The sequence below is a fragment of the Salinimicrobium tongyeongense genome, from assembly GCF_026109735.1.
GTDB classification, from domain to species: Bacteria; Bacteroidota; Bacteroidia; order Flavobacteriales; family Flavobacteriaceae; genus Salinimicrobium; species Salinimicrobium tongyeongense.
On record NZ_CP069620.1, the window covers coordinates 2392031 to 2408440 of the forward strand.

The 16410-nt window shown below is 44.3% G+C and carries 15 protein-coding genes; 4 read left to right on the top strand and 11 right to left on the bottom strand.

What is annotated here, in order from left to right:
• The first annotated feature begins 84 nt into the window (after positions 1–84).
• Together JRG66_RS10690 and JRG66_RS10695 are read left to right on the top strand one after the other, a co-directional pair.
• Complete coding sequence (locus JRG66_RS10690) at positions 85–3534, top strand: pyruvate carboxylase (protein WP_265162758.1); 3450 nt, start codon at positions 85–87, stop codon at positions 3532–3534.
• A 202-nt stretch (positions 3535–3736) separates the two neighbouring features.
• On the top strand, positions 3737–4408 hold the full coding sequence (locus JRG66_RS10695) for a uracil-DNA glycosylase family protein (RefSeq protein ID WP_265162759.1): 672 nt from the start codon (positions 3737–3739) through the stop codon (positions 4406–4408).
• 130 nt (positions 4409–4538) lie between these two features.
• On the opposite strand, the gene JRG66_RS10700 is transcribed toward JRG66_RS10695, so the two are convergent.
• The 8 genes from JRG66_RS10700 to JRG66_RS10735 all read right to left on the bottom strand — a co-directional run bounded on the left by JRG66_RS10700 (position 4539) and on the right by JRG66_RS10735 (position 11424).
• Positions 4539–4685, bottom strand: coding sequence for a hypothetical protein (locus tag JRG66_RS10700; RefSeq protein ID WP_265162760.1), 147 nt, complete (start codon positions 4683–4685; stop codon positions 4539–4541).
• Between the two features lie 80 nt (positions 4686–4765).
• Positions 4766–5533 (bottom strand): tryptophan synthase subunit alpha, encoded by a 768-nt coding sequence (gene trpA, locus JRG66_RS10705; protein WP_265162761.1) that lies wholly within the window; start codon positions 5531–5533, stop codon positions 4766–4768.
• A 129-nt stretch (positions 5534–5662) separates the two neighbouring features.
• Positions 5663–6844 carry a tryptophan synthase subunit beta gene (trpB, locus tag JRG66_RS10710; protein WP_265162762.1) on the bottom strand — a complete coding sequence of 394 codons (1182 nt, stop codon included), beginning with the start codon at positions 6842–6844 and terminating at the stop codon, positions 5663–5665.
• A gap of 5 nt (positions 6845–6849) precedes the next feature.
• A complete protein-coding gene (locus tag JRG66_RS10715) occupies positions 6850–7497 on the bottom strand; it encodes a phosphoribosylanthranilate isomerase (RefSeq protein ID WP_265162763.1) in 648 nt (215 codons plus the stop codon).
• Positions 7497–8288, bottom strand: coding sequence for an indole-3-glycerol phosphate synthase TrpC (gene trpC, locus JRG66_RS10720; RefSeq protein ID WP_265162764.1), 792 nt, complete (start codon positions 8286–8288; stop codon positions 7497–7499). The genes JRG66_RS10715 and trpC overlap by 1 nt, the downstream gene beginning before the upstream one ends.
• An 8-nt stretch (positions 8289–8296) precedes the next feature.
• Positions 8297–9286, bottom strand: coding sequence for an anthranilate phosphoribosyltransferase (trpD, locus tag JRG66_RS10725; protein WP_265162765.1), 990 nt, complete (start codon positions 9284–9286; stop codon positions 8297–8299).
• 4 nt (positions 9287–9290) lie between these two features.
• The gene (locus JRG66_RS10730) at positions 9291–9926 is read right to left on the bottom strand and encodes an anthranilate synthase component II (protein WP_265165436.1); all 636 of its coding nucleotides are present in this window, start codon (positions 9924–9926) and stop codon (positions 9291–9293) included.
• A 103-nt stretch (positions 9927–10029) separates the two neighbouring features.
• A complete protein-coding gene (locus JRG66_RS10735) occupies positions 10030–11424 on the bottom strand; it encodes an anthranilate synthase component I family protein (protein WP_265162767.1) in 1395 nt (464 codons plus the stop codon).
• A gap of 295 nt (positions 11425–11719) precedes the next feature.
• Here JRG66_RS10735 and JRG66_RS10740 point away from each other — a divergent pair, with 295 nt between their 5' ends.
• A complete protein-coding gene (locus tag JRG66_RS10740) occupies positions 11720–12031 on the top strand; it encodes a rhodanese-like domain-containing protein (RefSeq protein ID WP_265162768.1) in 312 nt (103 codons plus the stop codon).
• A 193-nt stretch (positions 12032–12224) separates the two neighbouring features.
• A complete protein-coding gene (locus JRG66_RS10745; RefSeq protein WP_265162769.1) occupies positions 12225–12923 on the top strand; it encodes an aspartate/glutamate racemase family protein in 699 nt (232 codons plus the stop codon).
• Between the two features lie 140 nt (positions 12924–13063).
• Here JRG66_RS10745 and JRG66_RS10750 read toward each other — a convergent pair whose 3' ends face one another.
• From JRG66_RS10750 to JRG66_RS10760, 3 genes are all read right to left on the bottom strand, one after another.
• A complete protein-coding gene (locus JRG66_RS10750; RefSeq protein ID WP_265162770.1) occupies positions 13064–13867 on the bottom strand; it encodes a DUF1206 domain-containing protein in 804 nt (267 codons plus the stop codon).
• A 131-nt stretch (positions 13868–13998) separates the two neighbouring features.
• On the bottom strand, positions 13999–14460 hold the full coding sequence (locus JRG66_RS10755) for an ankyrin repeat domain-containing protein (protein WP_265162771.1): 462 nt from the start codon (positions 14458–14460) through the stop codon (positions 13999–14001).
• Between the two features lie 141 nt (positions 14461–14601).
• Positions 14602–16392, bottom strand: a complete 1791-nt coding sequence (locus JRG66_RS10760) for a vWA domain-containing protein (RefSeq protein WP_265162772.1) — start codon at positions 16390–16392, stop codon at positions 14602–14604.
• Positions 16393–16410: the final 18 nt, after the last annotated feature.

Sequence of the window (16410 nt, forward strand, 5' to 3'; positions counted from 1 at the left end):
TGAAATTAGGAGAGGTTTCAAAAATGTCATTTTTTGGGCCCCTTCAGAAGCGAAACATAATCACCAAAAAAGCAACTTCAGAAAATGAAAATTAAAAAGGTTTTAGTAGCGAACAGAGGAGAAATAGCCATCAGGATATTTAGAGCCTGTACCGAGATTGGGTTAAGAACCGTGGGTATTTATACCTACGAAGACCGCTATTCCCTGCACCGTTACAAGGCCGATGAATCTTACCAGATAGGGGCCGATAAAGATCCTCTAAAGCCTTATTTAGACATTAAGGCCATTATCAAAGTGGCTAAGGAAAACGCTGTGGATGCAATCCATCCCGGTTACGGTTTTCTTTCTGAAAATGCCGAATTTGCCAGGCAATGTGAAGAGAACGGGATCATTTTTATAGGCCCAAAGGTTTCTGTGCTTCAGTCCTTGGGGGATAAAGTAAAAGCCAAGGAAGTTGCGGTGGCAAATGATATTCCGGTAATCCGCAGTAACGAAAAAGATCTCACCACGGTTGAAGTGGCACTCGAGGAAGCCGAAAAAATAGGTTATCCGGTAATGCTGAAGGCTGCATCGGGAGGCGGCGGCCGCGGAATGCGGGTAATACGTTCGGAAGATGATTTAAAAAGCGGTTTTAACGAATCTCGAAGAGAGGCTAAAAATGCTTTTGGTGACGATACTGTCTTCCTTGAAAAATTCGTGGAAGATCCCAAACATATCGAAATTCAAATCGTGGGAGACCATCACGGGAACCTGGTGCACCTTTTCGAGAGAGATTGTTCTGTACAGCGCAGGTATCAAAAAGTGATAGAATTTGCTCCCTCCATGGGGCTTGATGAAAAGGTGAAACAGGACCTGTACATTTACGCGGTTAAACTTTGTAAGGCCGTGGATTATAACAATATAGGGACTGTAGAATTTCTTGTAGACCGCACCGGGGAGATCTTTTTTATTGAAGTGAACCCACGCATACAGGTGGAACACACGGTTACCGAGATCATTACCAATATTGATCTTGTAAAAGCCCAGATTTTTATCGCCGGCGGTTATAAGCTGAGTGATAAACAAATTAAGATTGAAAGTCAGGATTCTATACAAACGAATGGTTTTGCCCTGCAGTGCCGCATCACTACCGAAGATCCTACAAATAATTTTAAACCAGATTACGGTACGATCACAACCTATAGAAGTGCTTCAGGTTTCGGAATTAGACTGGATGCCGGTAGTATTTATCAGGGTGTAAAAGTGTCACCTTTCTTTGATTCTATGCTGGTAAAGGTTTCCGCCAGTAGCCGTACTCTCGACGGGGCATGTCGCAAAATGCGAAGGGCGCTGGCAGAGTTCAGGATAAGGGGGGTGATGACCAATATTGGTTTTCTCGACAACATACTTTCCCATCCTACTTTCCGGCAGGGTGATGTTACGGTGAATTTCATTAAAGAACACCCTGAACTTTTCCAGATTAAAAAGACACGAAACCGGGCCACAAAAATGGTGAAATTCCTTGGTGATGTGATCATCAACGGAAATGAGGACGTAAAAAAACCTGAAAAGAGGAAGTTTATTAAGCCAGTCGTTCCGTCATTTAAAGATGATAATGCCTACCCTAAAGGCACCAAAGACCTGCTTTCGGAATACGGACCGGAAAAATTTTCCCGCTGGCTGTTGCACGAAGGGAAAGTACATTTCACTGACACTACCATGCGCGATGCCCACCAGAGTCTGCTGGCAACACGTATGCGTACTTATGATATGGAGAAGGTGGCTGAAGGCTTTGCCCGCAACCATCCCGAAGTTTTTAGTATGGAAGTATGGGGCGGTGCGACCTTCGATGTTTGCATGCGGTTCTTAAAAGAAGATCCGTGGGAAAGGTTGAGAAGGTTACGCGCGGCTATGCCCAATGTATTGCTTCAAATGCTGCTGCGGGGCTCCAATGGGGTGGGTTACACCGCCTATCCCGATAACCTGATTGAAAAATTTGTAGAACAGGCCTGGGAAAACGGGGTGGATGTTTTCAGGATCTTTGACAGTCTCAACTGGATGGAATCTATCGCTCCCTGTATTGAGCATGTGAGGAATAAAACTAACGGCCTGGCCGAAGGAACCATCTGCTATACGGGAGACCTTATGAACCCGAAAGAGACTAAATATAACCTCGACTACTACGTACAGCTTGGTAAAGATATAGAGAACGCAGGGGCCCATATCATCGGGATTAAAGATATGGCAGGGATCCTGAAGCCCGATGCGGCTTTTGAACTGGTGTCGGCCCTTAAATCCCGCATCAATGTTCCTATTCACCTGCATACTCATGACACCTCTTCCATACAGGCGGCCACTTATCTCAAGGCCATAGAGGCGGGGGTAGATGTGGTTGATGTTGCCCTTGGTGGCCTTTCCGGACTTACCTCGCAGCCCAACTTCAATTCTATAGTGGAAATGCTGAAGTTCCACGATCGCGGCAGAGCTTTTAACACCGATAAATTAAATGAATATTCCCAGTACTGGGAAGCCGTAAGGCGCTACTACTATCCTTTTGAATCGGGCTTAAAAGCTGGTTCAGGAGAAGTCTATAAACACGAGATTCCGGGAGGACAGTATTCCAACCTCAAGCCGCAGGCCGAGAGCCTTGGCCTGGCCGATCGCTTTCACGAGATCACCGAAATGTACAGCAAAGTGAATGAGCTTTTTGGCGACATCATTAAAGTTACACCCAGCTCAAAAGTGGTGGGAGACATGGCGCAGTACCTGGTAAGTAACAACCTTTCTATTGAAGATGTGCTTGAAAAAGGAGAGGATATTTCTTTTCCGCAGTCGGTGAAAAGTTTTTTTAGAGGAGATCTTGGTCAGCCATATGGCGGATTTCCTGAAAAAATTCAGAAGATCGTCCTCAAGGATGAAAAACCTTATACCGAAAGACCTAACGCATACCTGGAACCTATAGATTTTGAAAAGGAATTTGCCAAATTTGAAAAGACCTTCGGCGAAGGTATGGGCAGGGATGTAGAGATCACCGATTTTCTTTCCTATAAATTGTACCCCAAAGTATTCACCGATTTCTACAACCACCACTTAGAATTTGGAGGGGTGATGAATGTGCCTACAAAGAATTTCTTCTACGGGATGGAACCGGGAGAAGAGATCATTGTAGACCTTGATCGTGGGAAAACCCTGCTTATCGAATTCCTTTCTATAGGAGAGACCGATGAAGACGGAATGGCTAAAGTTTTCTTTAAAGTGAACGGGCAAACCAGGGCTGTTGAGGTTAAGGATAAATCTGTGAAGGTGGAGAAAGTAGTACATCAAAAGGTTGATAAAGACGACAAAAAGCAGGTGGGCGCACCACTGCAGGGAGCTTTGTCAAACATCCAGGTTGAGCCGGGGCAAAAAGTGGAAAATAACCAGCCGCTGTTCGTGATCGAAGCCATGAAAATGGAAACTACCATCACCGCCAATACAGCCGGAGAAGTAGATAAGATCGTGCTCAAAGAAGGCGACATGGTCTATGCAGATGATCTGGTAATTGTGCTGAAGTAGTATAGAGAAGTTAGTATATGAATTGAGATTAAAGCAGCAAACTTCAAGCACCAGATTCCAAATCTAACTTAAAGATTGCGCGTATTGCAATCCTGTCGCGCCTGAGGCCAATAAAATTATCTTTTTTTAGAAAAAGGTCATCTATTGATTGGAATTTGGTGCTTTGGTGCCTGGAATTTTGTTGAATCTTAAATCCTGAACCTTGAATCCTGAATTATTTCACCATACCCATCCTTACAAACCATTTATTCCCGAAAATGCCACCAAACTCATTGTTGGTACCTTGCCGCCGCCCAGGTTCACTACCAGGCAATTAAAAGAAGATGATGTAGATTTCTGTTATGGCAGCAGGGACGGGATGTTATGGCAAATTATTGACAGGATCTTCAATCTGGATCTCAAATTTGAAAACACACCCGAAGCCGTAAAACAGCGAAAAGATTTCCTGGCAAAAAAGGGCATAGGGATTTGTGATACCGTGGAAAGCTGCAGGCGCGAAAAAATAGATGCTTCAGATCTGGGGATGCTGCATGTGGAATTGCGGGACCTGATTGGCATTTTGCGCAGACATGAAAAAATTGACACCCTACTTTTCACCGGAGGCAACAGCAAGAATGGCCCCGAATATTTCTTCCGAAGAATATTAAAAGAAGAAAAGATTAAAATTAAAGTGATCTCTAACGATGTGCCGCGGGTCCACCAGTTTTTGCTTGACGGCAGGCCCATTAACACGGTATCGCTCACTGCGCCTTCAGGTTCGGCCAACAGGGCTATTGGCAGTATGGAGCTGTACAAACACCTAAAAAAACAAGACCCTGAATTCAATACTATTGATTTCAGGGTCTTGCAATACCGTCAGTTCTTAAAAGACTAAACGGATTCTTTTTCTAGCGGATCTTTTATTTGCTGCGGTTTCGTGGTAAATTTTCCTCGTTTAGGCCGCAGTTTTCCGAAGGTATTCAGCGGAGTTTTACCGGTTTTGGTCTCTTTTTTCCGCCTGCTCATTATTTTTTGTTTTTTTGATCCTTTATGGTCTTTTCATCAATGTCAAAATCATTAGTTTCAATATCCCTGTTTCCAATTTCCCCGCTTAAAGGGTCATTATCACTGCGTCTCTTTCTGCTATCGTGTTTATCCTGAATCTTTCCCATAACTATCAATTTTAAATTCAATTCAAGATACAAAATCTCATGGTTTTTTGCTATTAAAGCCTTGTTAATAAAGGCATTGCTTATCTTATGGAACTTATAAAATCCCCGATGCCGCCGGTGCCTTTTTCGCTAAGCTGTTTAATAAATGCGCTGCCAATAATGGCACCTTTGGTGTGAGAAGTCGCCGTGCTAAAGGTCTCGTGATCCTTAATTCCAAAGCCCACAATAAGAGGGTTCTTTAATGCCATTTTTGACACCCTGGTAAAATACTCCTTTTGCGTGTCTCCAAAACCTCCTGTTCCGCCTGTAACCGCCGCCGTGCTCACCATATAAATAAAACCTTCGGAAGCCTCATCGATCTTTCTGATTCTTTCTTCGGAAGTTTGGGGAGTGATAAGAAACACCGGAAGCAGGTCATACTGCTGAAAAATTCTCTTGTAGTGCAACTCGTATTCAGTTAGCGGAAGATCGGGAATAATAAGTCCGTCAATGCCTGTTTCACTGCACTTGCGGCAGAATTTCTCCACTCCATACTGAAGTATCGGGTTAAAATAGCCCATGATCAACAACGGAATATCAACCGTTTCCCTGATGTTTTCCAACTGATCAAAAAGTTTGGTGGTGGTCATGCCGTTTTCCAGCGCAATTTCCGAACTCCTTTGTATCACCGGGCCATCGGCTAATGGATCGCTAAATGGCAATCCAATTTCTACCATGGCCACTCCATTCTTCTGAAGTTCCTTGAGTATAGTCACCGTATCTCCGGGTTGAGGATATCCGGCTGTAAAGTAGATGGAAAGCAGCTTTTTTGAAGGCTCCTCCTGAAGTTTTTGTTTGATTCTGTTCATTTATTCTGATTTAAACCTAACAGGTTTTCAAAACCTGTTAGGTTTGATTTATATCTACGTTAAGCTGTCCCGAACCATCGGGAATTTCAACTTCCATTAGATCCTGAAACCAGTTCAGGATGACGAAGCTTACAAGTTAAAATGTTCAATATAAGTGTTGAGGTCTTTATCCCCGCGCCCCGAAAGGTTCACCACAACCACTTCATCCTTTTCAAATTTCCTCTTGTCAAAAATGGCTAAAGCATGGGCTGTTTCAATGGCGGGAATGATCCCTTCCAGCTTGCATAACTGCAACCCTGCAGCCATGGCTTCTTCATCGGTAACCGAAATAAATTTCCCGCGACCGGTCCTAAACAGGTTGGCATGCAAAGGCCCAACCCCCGGATAATCCAGTCCGGCAGAGATGGAATAAGGTTCTGTGATCTGCCCGTCATCGGTTTGCATGAGCAGGGTTTTACTGCCGTGAATAATCCCTTCGCGGCCAAGAGCCGAAGTTGCAGCACTTTTTCCGGTAAGTATGCCTTCCCCGGCGGCCTCAACAGCAATGATATTTACTTTCTCATCGTCGAGGTAGTGATAGTAAATTCCGGCGGCATTACTGCCTCCGCCCACACAGGCTACCACATGATCTGGTGCTTCACGGCCTTCCTTTTCCTGAAGCTGCTTTTTCACCTCTTCAGAAATTACACTTTGGAAACGGGCTACCATATCGGGGTAGGGATGAGGCCCCACCACCGAACCAATGATGTAATGCGTGTCTACCGGATTGTTGATCCAGTCGCGGATGGCTTCATTGGTGGCGTCTTTCAATGTTCGGCTGCCCGATTTTGCCGGCACCACCGTAGCGCCCAGCATCTTCATCCGGGCCACGTTTGGCGCCTGCCTCTTAATGTCAATCTCGCCCATATACACCACGCACTCAATGCCCATTAAAGCACAAACCGTCGCAGTGGCAACGCCGTGCTGGCCTGCCCCGGTTTCAGCAATGATACGGTTTTTGCCCAGGCGTTTTGCCATCAGGATCTGCCCAATGGTGTTATTTACTTTATGCGCCCCGGTATGGCAAAGGTCTTCGCGTTTTAAATAGACTTTGGCACCGAATTTCTCGCTGAACCTTTCAGCAAAATACAGCGGAGTGGGCCGCCCTACATAATCCTTCAGCAGCTGGCGGAATTCTTTCTGAAAACCCTCTTCCTGCATGATGTTCAGATAGCCGGAACGCAGTTCTTCCACATTTGGGTATAGCATTTCAGGGATAAAGGCGCCGCCAAAATCCCCGTAATATCCTTTTTCGTTTACTTGATAACTCATAATTTCTAATTGTATAGCCGTTCCCTGAAGGTCTTCAAAGCTTCGGCGTCTTTTACTGCCGGGGCAGTTTCAAATTTACTGTTCACGTCAATGCCATAAAAGACCTCCTCTTTTTGCCTTTTTTGGAAGGTATGGTAAAGTTCTTTTACTGCGGCTGCATCACCGGGCCCAATCCCGCCACTTAAAAAGAAGGGCGTGTTTGAAGAATAATTTTCCAGGATTTCCCAGTTGAAGCTAATGCCGTTGCCGCCCCGGTTCTTTCCGCGGGTGTCAAAAAGGAAATAATCCACTATAGCTTCATACGGCTGTAACTTCTCAAAATCAAAGTCTTCTTTGATGCCGAATACCTTGATGAGCTCAATTTCTTCGGAAATCTGCTGCTTCAGGCTGCGAATAAACTCCGGACTTTCATCTCCGTGTAACTGAAGTGCCGAAAGTTGGTATTTTTTGATCTTTTCCAGGATATTCTCTTCGGAAGCATTCACAAAAACCCCTGTTTTCCTGATGTTTTGGTCTACCTGAAATATTTCTCCAACAACATTGCGCGGAGAACCGTCAAAAAAGATGAGCCCCAGGTAATCGGGTTTTAAAGCCGCGATCCTGCTCATATTTTCGGGCTCCCGCATGCCGCAGATCTTCAGTTTCAGGTTCATCAGGCTTCGGTTTTTAATTTCTGAATAAATTCTGAAGCGCTTTTTCCGGGATCTTGGGTCTTCATGAAATTTCCACCGATAAGAAATCCTTTAAATCCGCTTTTTTGAAGCTCTGTAATTGCCGAAGTTTCACTAATCCCACTTTCAGAGATCTTAATGAAACTATCAGGGATCTCTTCAGCTAAATCTTTGCTGGTTTGCAGGTCCACCTCGAAGGTTTTGAGGTTTCGGTTATTAACGCCTATCATATCTACGCTGTCAAAAATGGCATTTTTGAGCTCCTCTTCATTGTGCACTTCCAGCAGTACTTCAAGCCCCAGGTCTTTTGCCTTTTTTGAAAGTTTTTTGATCTCTTCAGGCTTCAGGATGGCTGCGATCAACAGGATCACATCGGCGCCCATGGCTTTTGCTTCAATAACCTGGTATTCATCGATCATAAAATCCTTCCGAAGCAAAGGAAGTTTAACTGTTTCGCGCGCTATGGCAAGATCGTCGAGGTTGCCGCCAAAGAATTCTTCATCTGTAAGCACCGAAATGCCCGAGGCCCCGGCAGCTTCATAGCCTGCGGTCACTGTGGCCACATCGGCTTTCAAATTAATTTCAGGATGGGAAGGGGAACGGCGTTTAAATTCTGCTATGATCCCGGTGGAGGAATTCTTCAGGTTTTCCTTTAAAGAAATGCACTTTCGGCTAAAATGGGGCAGGAGTTGAAGGGATTCTGCAGGCACTTCTTCCTTTAAAAATGCTACCTCTTCTCTTTTTCTTGCTGCTATTTTGTCAAGTATGTTCATGCTAAGCTTTAATTTAATTGCTGAAGTTTTTCAAGGGCTGAAAGGGCGCGACCTGACCGCAGACTTTCTTTGGCCTCTAAAAAGGCATTTTGCAGGCCTGTGTTTTTTGCGGTGTTTATGGCCACTGCGGCATTGGCGCAAACCACATTCTCCTGGGCGGCCGTACCTTGATTTTTAAGCACGTTCATAAAGATCTCTGCGGCCGATTCTACCGTGTTCCCTCCCGAAATTTCGTAAGCCGCAATGGTATTGAGCTGGAGATCGGCGGGTTTTAGGATTGATTCGGTAGTATTGGTGATCATTTTGGTATTTCCGGTAAGGGAGATCTCGTCGTAGCCGTCAAGAGCGTGTAAAATAGTAAAATTCTTATCGGTTTTCTGGTAGAGGTAAGCGTACATCCTGGCCAGTTCAAGGCTGAACACGCCCACCACCTGGTTCTTGGGAAATGCCGGATTCACCATGGGCCCCAGCATATTGAAAAAGGTTTTTACTGCCAGTTCTTTACGGATTGGGGCAACATTTTTCATGGCCGGGTGAAAAAGGGCAGCGTGAAGGAAACAAATTCCGGCTTCGTCCATACTGCGCTTTAGAAAATCCTGTTCATTACTGAATTTTATCCCTAAATGCTCCATCACATTCGAGCTGCCGCAGCCCGAAGAAACGCCGTAATTCCCGTGTTTTGCCACTTTTACACCTGCTCCTGCCGTCACAAAGGACGCCAAAGTTGAAATATTAAAGGTGTCCTTGCCATCGCCGCCTGTTCCGCAGAGATCAATTGGATCATACTGCGCAAGATCTGTAGAAAGGCACATTTCGAGCAGGGCGTCCCTAAAACCTTCCAGTTCTTCGAGCGTGATGCTGCGCATCATGTAAACGGTGAGGAAAGCGGCAATCTGGCTGTGGTTGTATTTTCCGGCAGAAATGTTGATGAGCACGTTCCTGGCTTCTTCTTTTGAAATAGTTTCGTGGTTGATCAACCTGTTTAAAATTTCTTTCATGCTTTTAAATGGTTTCAGATTGCTGCTCATTTTTTCCTTCCGCAGATCTCTTTACCGGACTGTTGATCCAGTTGGCAATCATTTTCTTGCCTTCGGGCGTTAAAACCGATTCCGGGTGGAATTGTACGCCGCGCACATCAAAATCGCGGTGGCGCAGGGACATTACCTCTCCGTTCTCGTCGTATGAAGTAGCCTCTAAACAGTCGGGCAGCTCGCGGTCTACTACCCAGGAGTGGTAGCGGCCAACCTCCAGTTCGTTGTTGAGCTGGTCGTAAAGAGGTTCATTGGTCACGCACAATTTTATTTTGGAAGCAACCCCGTGATGCACCTGCTTTAGATTGATGAGTTTTCCTCCAAAGACTTCGCCAATGGCCTGCTGCCCCAAACACACCCCAAAAATGCTCTTTTTGGAAGCGTAGGTGGAGATGACCTCTTTTAAAAGTCCGGCTTCGTCGGGAATCCCCGGCCCGGGAGAGAGGAGGATCTTGTCGTATTGTTCGATTTCTTCAAGGTTGATTTCATCATTTCTTCGCACAGTGACTTTACAATCAAGTTCCTCAAGGTAATGCACGAGGTTGTACACAAAGGAATCGTAATTGTCGATCACGAGGACAGATGGTGCCCCTCCCTGGCCTTCCATAATTGGGAGGGAGTTTTTTGTTATATCAAGATTATTTTTCATCTTTTTATTTCTTTTCATTCCCCTCCTTTCCAGGAAGGGGTGCCCAACGGGCGGGGTGGTTTTAGATTTCTTCAGCCAGCTCCAAAGCTTTTTTTAAGGCTCCTATTTTGTTATATACTTCCTGTAATTCACCTTCGGGAGTTGAGCCGGAGACTATCCCGGCGCCGGCTTGGTAATAAAGTCGGTGGTTTTTGCTCAGAAAAGACCTGATGATGATTGCATGGTTAAAATTTCCGTTGAAGTCCATAAAGCCAATGGCACCGCCATAAAAGTCGCGGTTTACATTCTCATATTTTTCAATGAGCTGCATGGCCTTGTGTTTTGGAGCCCCGCTTAGCGTACCAGCCGGGAAAGTATCGGCTACCAGTTGCATGGTGCTTACATCGGAGTTTTTCACACCAGTAACTTTGCTGACCAAATGGATTACGTGGGAAAAATACTGGATCTCCTTATAATTTTCAACTTTGACCTGTTTGCTGCTTCGGCTTAGGTCATTGCGGGCGAGGTCTACCAGCATCACATGTTCGGCGTTTTCTTTTTCATCTGAGGCCAGATCTTTTGCTCTCACGGCATCCTGTTCATCATTTCCGGTGCGTTTAAAGGTGCCGGCAATGGGATGAATTTCGGCATTTCCGTCTTTGACCACCAGCTGGGCTTCGGGCGAACTTCCGAAGATCTTAAAGCTTCCGTAGTCAAAATAGAAGAGATAGGGCGAGGGGTTTACATTCCGTAAGGCCCGGTAAACGTTGAACTCGTCGCCTTTAAATCCCTGGGAAAACCTTCGGGAGAGCACCAGTTGAAAAACATCCCCGCGGCGGCAATGTTCCTTGGCTTTTAAAACCATTTGGCGGTAACCTTCATCGGTCTCGTTTGAATCAGGCTCCCCTTCCGCAGAAAAAGAATAAGAAGAGAAATTCTTCACTTTTAGCAGCTGCTCAATTTGCTCGAGGTTGCTCTTTTCTGAATAGCTGTGATCAAAAATGTAAGCCTCGTTATTGAAATGGTTTATGGCGATAATATTTTGATAGACCGCGTAATGGATTTCGGGAATCTCAAGGTCATCCTTCTTTTTTGAAAGATCCAGCTTTTCGAAATACTGCACCCCGTCATACGCGATGTAACCAAACAGGCCTTCGTTTATGAAGTTAAAATGAGGGGCATTGGTTTTGAACTTTTGGGAGAACCCGTGTATGGCAGCAGGCACATCAAATTTGGGAGTTATTTGAGTTTCCCTAGAGGTGCCATCAGGAAATGATTCAATAAAATGCCCTTTTTCGAGTTTTACGCTGGCTATAGGGTTGCAGCAAATGTAGGAAAAACTGTTCTCGTTCCCGTGGTAATCGCTACTCTCCAAGAGGAGGCTGTTGGGGAAAATATCCCTTAACCTGAGGTATACACTTACGGGCGTAAAAGTATCGGCGAGAAGCTTTTTATAGGTGGTGTTGAGTTGGTACATGTGTTTCTTTTGATTTTACTGAAATTTGGCCATAAAAAAAGGCTTGTCGTGATTGACAAGCCTTTGTATATGATTACAGGAGGTGTTGCTCACGACGAATGACGTAAGTGCTTCCACCACCAGTTATTTTTATTGATCAGGTTCATTTGAATAGCAAATATATAAGGGAAATTTTTCTAAAAAAATATTTTTTGAAAAATTTTTCTAGTTTAAGAGGAAATCTAGGCTGTAAAAAGAGCTGAAAAAGTGCCGGTGATCCTTATATTTGTGAATACAACTTAAAGAAGAAATAAGCATGAAAGAATTAAATCAGGAAGAGTGGAGAGAAAAAGCAGCCCAGGACGAGGATGCTGTGATCCTGGATGTGAGAACTGACCAGGAAGTGGAAGAAGGTTATATTCCCGGGGCAAAAATTATTGATATTCACAAAGCCCAGGAATTTCTTAATGAGCTGGACAAGCTTGATAAAGACAAGAATTACTATGTCTATTGCCGAAGTGGTAACAGAAGCGGGCAGGCCTGCGCTATAATGGATCAAAGAGGTTTTAAAAATACCTACAACCTCATTGGCGGATTTTCGCAATGGGAAGGCGAAAGAACAGAATAAATATTCCTGAAAACTGGATGAAGAAACAATTTGATCGGGCCTATATATTTCAGGTAAATTCGTAAGCCTGTTTGGCTCAAAAATGGTTTCGAAATAGCAGAAAGCGTCCTTCGGGATGCTTTTTTTTCTTTTAATGACTTTGGTCACCCTTGCCCGGGAAGCATATAATTACCTTTATAAAAACTTTCCATTCATGCGTACTTTAGGATTAATTGGCGGCACCTCCTGGCATTCAACCATAGTGTATTACCGGCTCATCAACGAAATGGCCGGGAAACGAACCGGAACCCATTCAAACCCTCCCCTTATTTTATACAGCCTTAATGTAGAATTGATGAGGGAACATGATGTAGATAAAATTAAGACCACTTATTTGCATATAGCCCGTAAACTGGAAATTGCCGGTGCCCGGGCCATAGTGATATGTGCCAACACACCACATCTTGTCTACGAATATGTGCACAATAAAATCTCTATTCCTATTTTGCATATTGCAGATGCTGTTGGGCTGGAGGCAAGCAGCAAGGGCTATAAAAAGCTCGGCTTGCTTGGAACGCGCCCTACTATGAAGGGCGATTTTTTACATAAGCGGCTTAAAGAAAAGTTCGGGATTGAGGTTATTGTGCCAGAAGAAGATTTCATGGACGAGATACACCAGTATATTTCTCATGAACTCACCCGCGGGAAATTTACGGAGTCGGCAAAATCATTTTTTCTTGACCACATTCAGCTCCTAAAGGAAAGAGGGGCGCAGGCAGTGATCATGGGATGTACAGAACTGCCCATTTTAGTTAACGAAGAAGACACCGATCTTCCTTTGTTACAAAGTACAAATTTGCACGCGAAAATGGCGGTGAATTATATCTTTCAAAAAGACCAGCCAGATATATAAAAAGAAGAGAGATCCCCCAATCTCTCTTCTTTACTCTAAAAATTTACAAAAGCCTTTAATAAATTACTTATCTATTAATTGGCAGGGTAAAAATACTACTATAGGTTCCTCTTTTCATATAGGTGAAATCCCCCATTTTTTTAGGCATGAAATCTTCTGTATTTAGCCATTAGGAACATGTAAACTGCATAGGCAACAAGGCCTGCTGCCACCACTCCCATTAACCAGGGGCCATAAGAAGAATCCTGAAGAAAGGAAAAAGCTTCCTGCGTGGTCTTGATATTTGAAGGATTGGAATTAAGAGCGGCTTTAACAGCAAAGAACCCTATAATCACCAGGATCACACCTCTTGCGCTAAGGCCGAATTCTGCAGTTTTCTTTATACTTTCCCTCTTTTTTTGCTCGCCCAGAGCGGCCAGCCCCAATTTTTTGTAGTAATCATTCTTATAGGCCTTGACAAACTGAAAAATCCCGGCAATTATTATACCTGCGCCAACTATTCCAATAATCCAGAGGCCGGTTTCACTGGCCAGAAAGGAAGACTGTTGTACAGAGCCCGAAGAACCGGAACCTCCGCCACTGCCACGACCCATACCAAAAGCCTTGAGGGTGGCGAGTACGCCTAACCCCAGGTACAGGAGCCCGCTACAAAAGAAACCTATCCTTTTTGCAGTTCCTTTTTTATCGTCTCCAATATTTTCGGGATCTTTTATTGCCTGCACAAACCTCCAGGCAGCATAACAGGCCAAACCAAGGCCCATGAGCACAAGCAGGATATTCCCAAATGTCTGTTTTTCGAGAAACTCCAGCACCTGTAGTTGACCGGCTTTTTGGCCGCCCATATCAATGGCGGCTTTAAAGGTTAATATTCCAATTATTCCATACACCACTCCCTTGGCTACAAAGCCGGTTCGGGCCATGGTTTTTATCTTTTTATCTATCATAATTTGTGTTGGTTTCCTTCTAAATTAGAAGAAAAGCTTTTTAAAACCAACGAATTATGTAAATTTTAAGGGAATAATTTTACGAAAAATGAAAGAACAGGCGTATTATCTGGTTTTTTTCATGCTGAGGCTTATTCTTTAAGAATTGCCATCAACTCCTTATTCTCTTTCTGCTGTGCATAGGCATAAGCTGAATTACCCTGTGCATCCCTCATAGTTTTATCGGCTCCATTTTCGAGTAGTAAACGAATAATTTCCAGTTGTTCAAACATGGCAGCAAAGATAAGAGGGGTAGTGCCCCCCGAATTTCGTGCGTTTACATCGGCTCCCTTTTCAATCAGCATTTTGGTGATGTCTATATTGCCTTTAAAGCACACTCCCATAAGGGCGGTGTTGCCGGCGGCATCCCTGCCGTCTACCTCGGCACCTTTTTCAAGCAAAAGCCTGGCTACTGCAGGCTGGTCAAAATATGTAGCGAGTATAATGGGAGGGAAGCCTTTAGCGTCTCTCAGGTTCACTAAAGCCGGATCGGCTTCGATTTGTTGCTGCAGTTCTTCGGTTTTTCCTAATCTTATATTGTCCTGAAAACTCATGGTGAAATTTTTTTTACCTCCCAAAAATGGCATTTGGAAGGCTTGTTATTTAACGTGAATGTATAAAAAGAGGGGCAGCTAATTGCCGGTAAGGCCATTCTCTTTATTAATTAACTTATAAAATCAGTTGATGATGAAGTTTTAGTCCATTTCTGTAAGGTCGTTACTGGAATGGGACCCGGAACTTAATGTTTTCACCAGTCTTATAAATTCGGCTCTATAGCCCTCGCGATCCTGGCCTCTTCCTGCGTTGGCAAGAGAGATCACCAGGCTTTGAGGAGCCTTATTGGTAAATTCCGATTCGCGTAACTGCATCCCGAACAGGGCCACTGCCGAAGCAAATTTGAAATCGGCATCCATAGGCTCTACAGTAGCTTCAAGAGGTTTGCTAATCAAAATACTTTTGGAACCTTCAGGTTTTTGATACCTGAATTTAACAGTGAGCAATTCTTCCGAAGAAGATTTTGAGCTTCTCTTGCTGTACTTCAGGTCATCAATATCTTTTAAGTAGTTGCTGTGCACGCCCGCCGGGATGATCTCGTATAGAGCTGTTACCGTATGGCCGCTGCCCAGCTCTCCCGCGTCCTTTTTGTCGTCGTTAAAATCCTCATCATTCAGCAGCCTGTTTTCATAGCCTATTAATCTATAAGCCTGTACTTTTGCAGGATTGAACTCCACCTGTATCTTTACGTCTTTGGCGATGGTGTAAATACTGCCGCCAAACTCTGTTCCCAGTACTCTTTTTGCTTCCTGCATGCTGTCTATATAGGCATGGTTACCATTGCCTTTTTGAGCCAGGGTTTCGAGCTTTGAATCCTGATAATTGCCCATTCCAAAGCCCAGCGCGGTAAGGAAAATTCCCGTATCCCTCTGTTTTTTGATGAGGTCTTCCATGGCACGGTCACTGCTTGCCCCCACGTTAAAATCGCCATCGGTAGCCAGGATTACGCGGTTGTTTCCATTTTTAATGAAATTCTCCTGTGCGATCTTATAGGCGAGTTCTATGCCTTCGCCACCGGCCGTTGAACCTCCGGCATTTAGTTTATCTATGGCCTCAAAAATGGCTTTTTTGTCACTTCCTTTGGTTGCGGGCAGTACCACGCCGGCTGCCCCGGCATAAACCACTATAGCTACTTTATCTTCTTCCCTGAGTTGTGAAGTTAAGAGCTTAAATGCCGATTTTAAAAGCGGAAGTTTATTGGGAGAATTCATAGAACCCGAAACATCTAAAAGAAATACCAGGTTTGATGCAGGTACATCATTTAGGGCTACGGTCTTGCCCTGTAAAGCAATTTTCACCAGTCGGGTTTCATGGTTCCAGGGCGTTTCGGCCACTTTGGTGTGTATGGCAAAGGGGTGTTCATCCACGGGTTCGGCATAATCGTAATCAAAGTAATTTACCATCTCTTCAATTTTAACCGCATCTTTGGGAATTTTCTGCCCGTTATTGATCATTCTACGCAGGTTGCTGTAAGCAGCTTTATCTACATCTATAGAAAAGGTGGAAAGCGGGGAAGTATTTACGCTTTTAAAGGTGTTTTCTTCTATTCGGTTATAAGATTCGCGCTGTGGCGGCAGAGAAGACATCCCGCGAATTCTCAGCTGTGAATTATTTACGCCCGATACTATGATGCTCTCTTCCAGTGCCGAAGTATCAGGTTTAAGAGATACATTAACCACTTTATTTTTTCCCAGCTTAATTTTGGCTGTTTTGTAGCCTAAATAGCTAAACACAAGGCGATCCCCTTCTTCAGCCTCTATGGAATATTTCCCTTCAAAATTGGTTTGAGTGGCGGTTTTACTGCCTTCTATCACTACATTGACCCCCGGAAGAGGCGTGTTGTTTTCATCTGTAACTGTGCCCGAAACGATTTGGGCTTCCATAGAAATATTTAAAAAAGAGGAGACGAGGAGGAGTAGAATGATATTCATTTGGTTAAAATTTAGGTG

Excerpts from the sequence above, each read along its gene's own strand:
- JRG66_RS10760 (WP_265162772.1), bottom strand. The coding sequence starts at position 16,392 with ATGAATATCATTCTACTCCTCCTCGTCTCCTCTTTTTTAAATATTTCT.
- JRG66_RS10750 (WP_265162770.1), bottom strand. The coding sequence starts at position 13,867 with ATGATAGATAAAAAGATAAAAACCATGGCCCGAACCGGCTTTGTAGCC.
- trpC (WP_265162764.1), bottom strand. The coding sequence starts at position 8,288 with ATGAACATACTTGACAAAATAGCAGCAAGAAAAAGAGAAGAGGTAGCA.
- JRG66_RS10740 (WP_265162768.1), top strand. The coding sequence starts at position 11,720 with ATGAAAGAATTAAATCAGGAAGAGTGGAGAGAAAAAGCAGCCCAGGAC.
- JRG66_RS10745 (WP_265162769.1), top strand. The coding sequence starts at position 12,225 with ATGCGTACTTTAGGATTAATTGGCGGCACCTCCTGGCATTCAACCATA.
- JRG66_RS10700 (WP_265162760.1), bottom strand. The coding sequence starts at position 4,685 with ATGGGAAAGATTCAGGATAAACACGATAGCAGAAAGAGACGCAGTGAT.
- trpD (WP_265162765.1), bottom strand. The coding sequence starts at position 9,286 with ATGAAAGAAATTTTAAACAGGTTGATCAACCACGAAACTATTTCAAAA.
- trpB (WP_265162762.1), bottom strand. The coding sequence starts at position 6,844 with ATGAGTTATCAAGTAAACGAAAAAGGATATTACGGGGATTTTGGCGGC.
- JRG66_RS10755 (WP_265162771.1), bottom strand. The coding sequence starts at position 14,460 with ATGAGTTTTCAGGACAATATAAGATTAGGAAAAACCGAAGAACTGCAG.
- JRG66_RS10715 (WP_265162763.1), bottom strand. The coding sequence starts at position 7,497 with ATGAACCTGAAACTGAAGATCTGCGGCATGCGGGAGCCCGAAAATATG.
- JRG66_RS10735 (WP_265162767.1), bottom strand. The coding sequence starts at position 11,424 with ATGTACCAACTCAACACCACCTATAAAAAGCTTCTCGCCGATACTTTT.
- trpA (WP_265162761.1), bottom strand. The coding sequence starts at position 5,533 with ATGAACAGAATCAAACAAAAACTTCAGGAGGAGCCTTCAAAAAAGCTG.
- JRG66_RS10690 (WP_265162758.1), top strand. The coding sequence starts at position 85 with ATGAAAATTAAAAAGGTTTTAGTAGCGAACAGAGGAGAAATAGCCATC.
- JRG66_RS10730 (WP_265165436.1), bottom strand. The coding sequence starts at position 9,926 with ATGGAAGGCCAGGGAGGGGCACCATCTGTCCTCGTGATCGACAATTAC.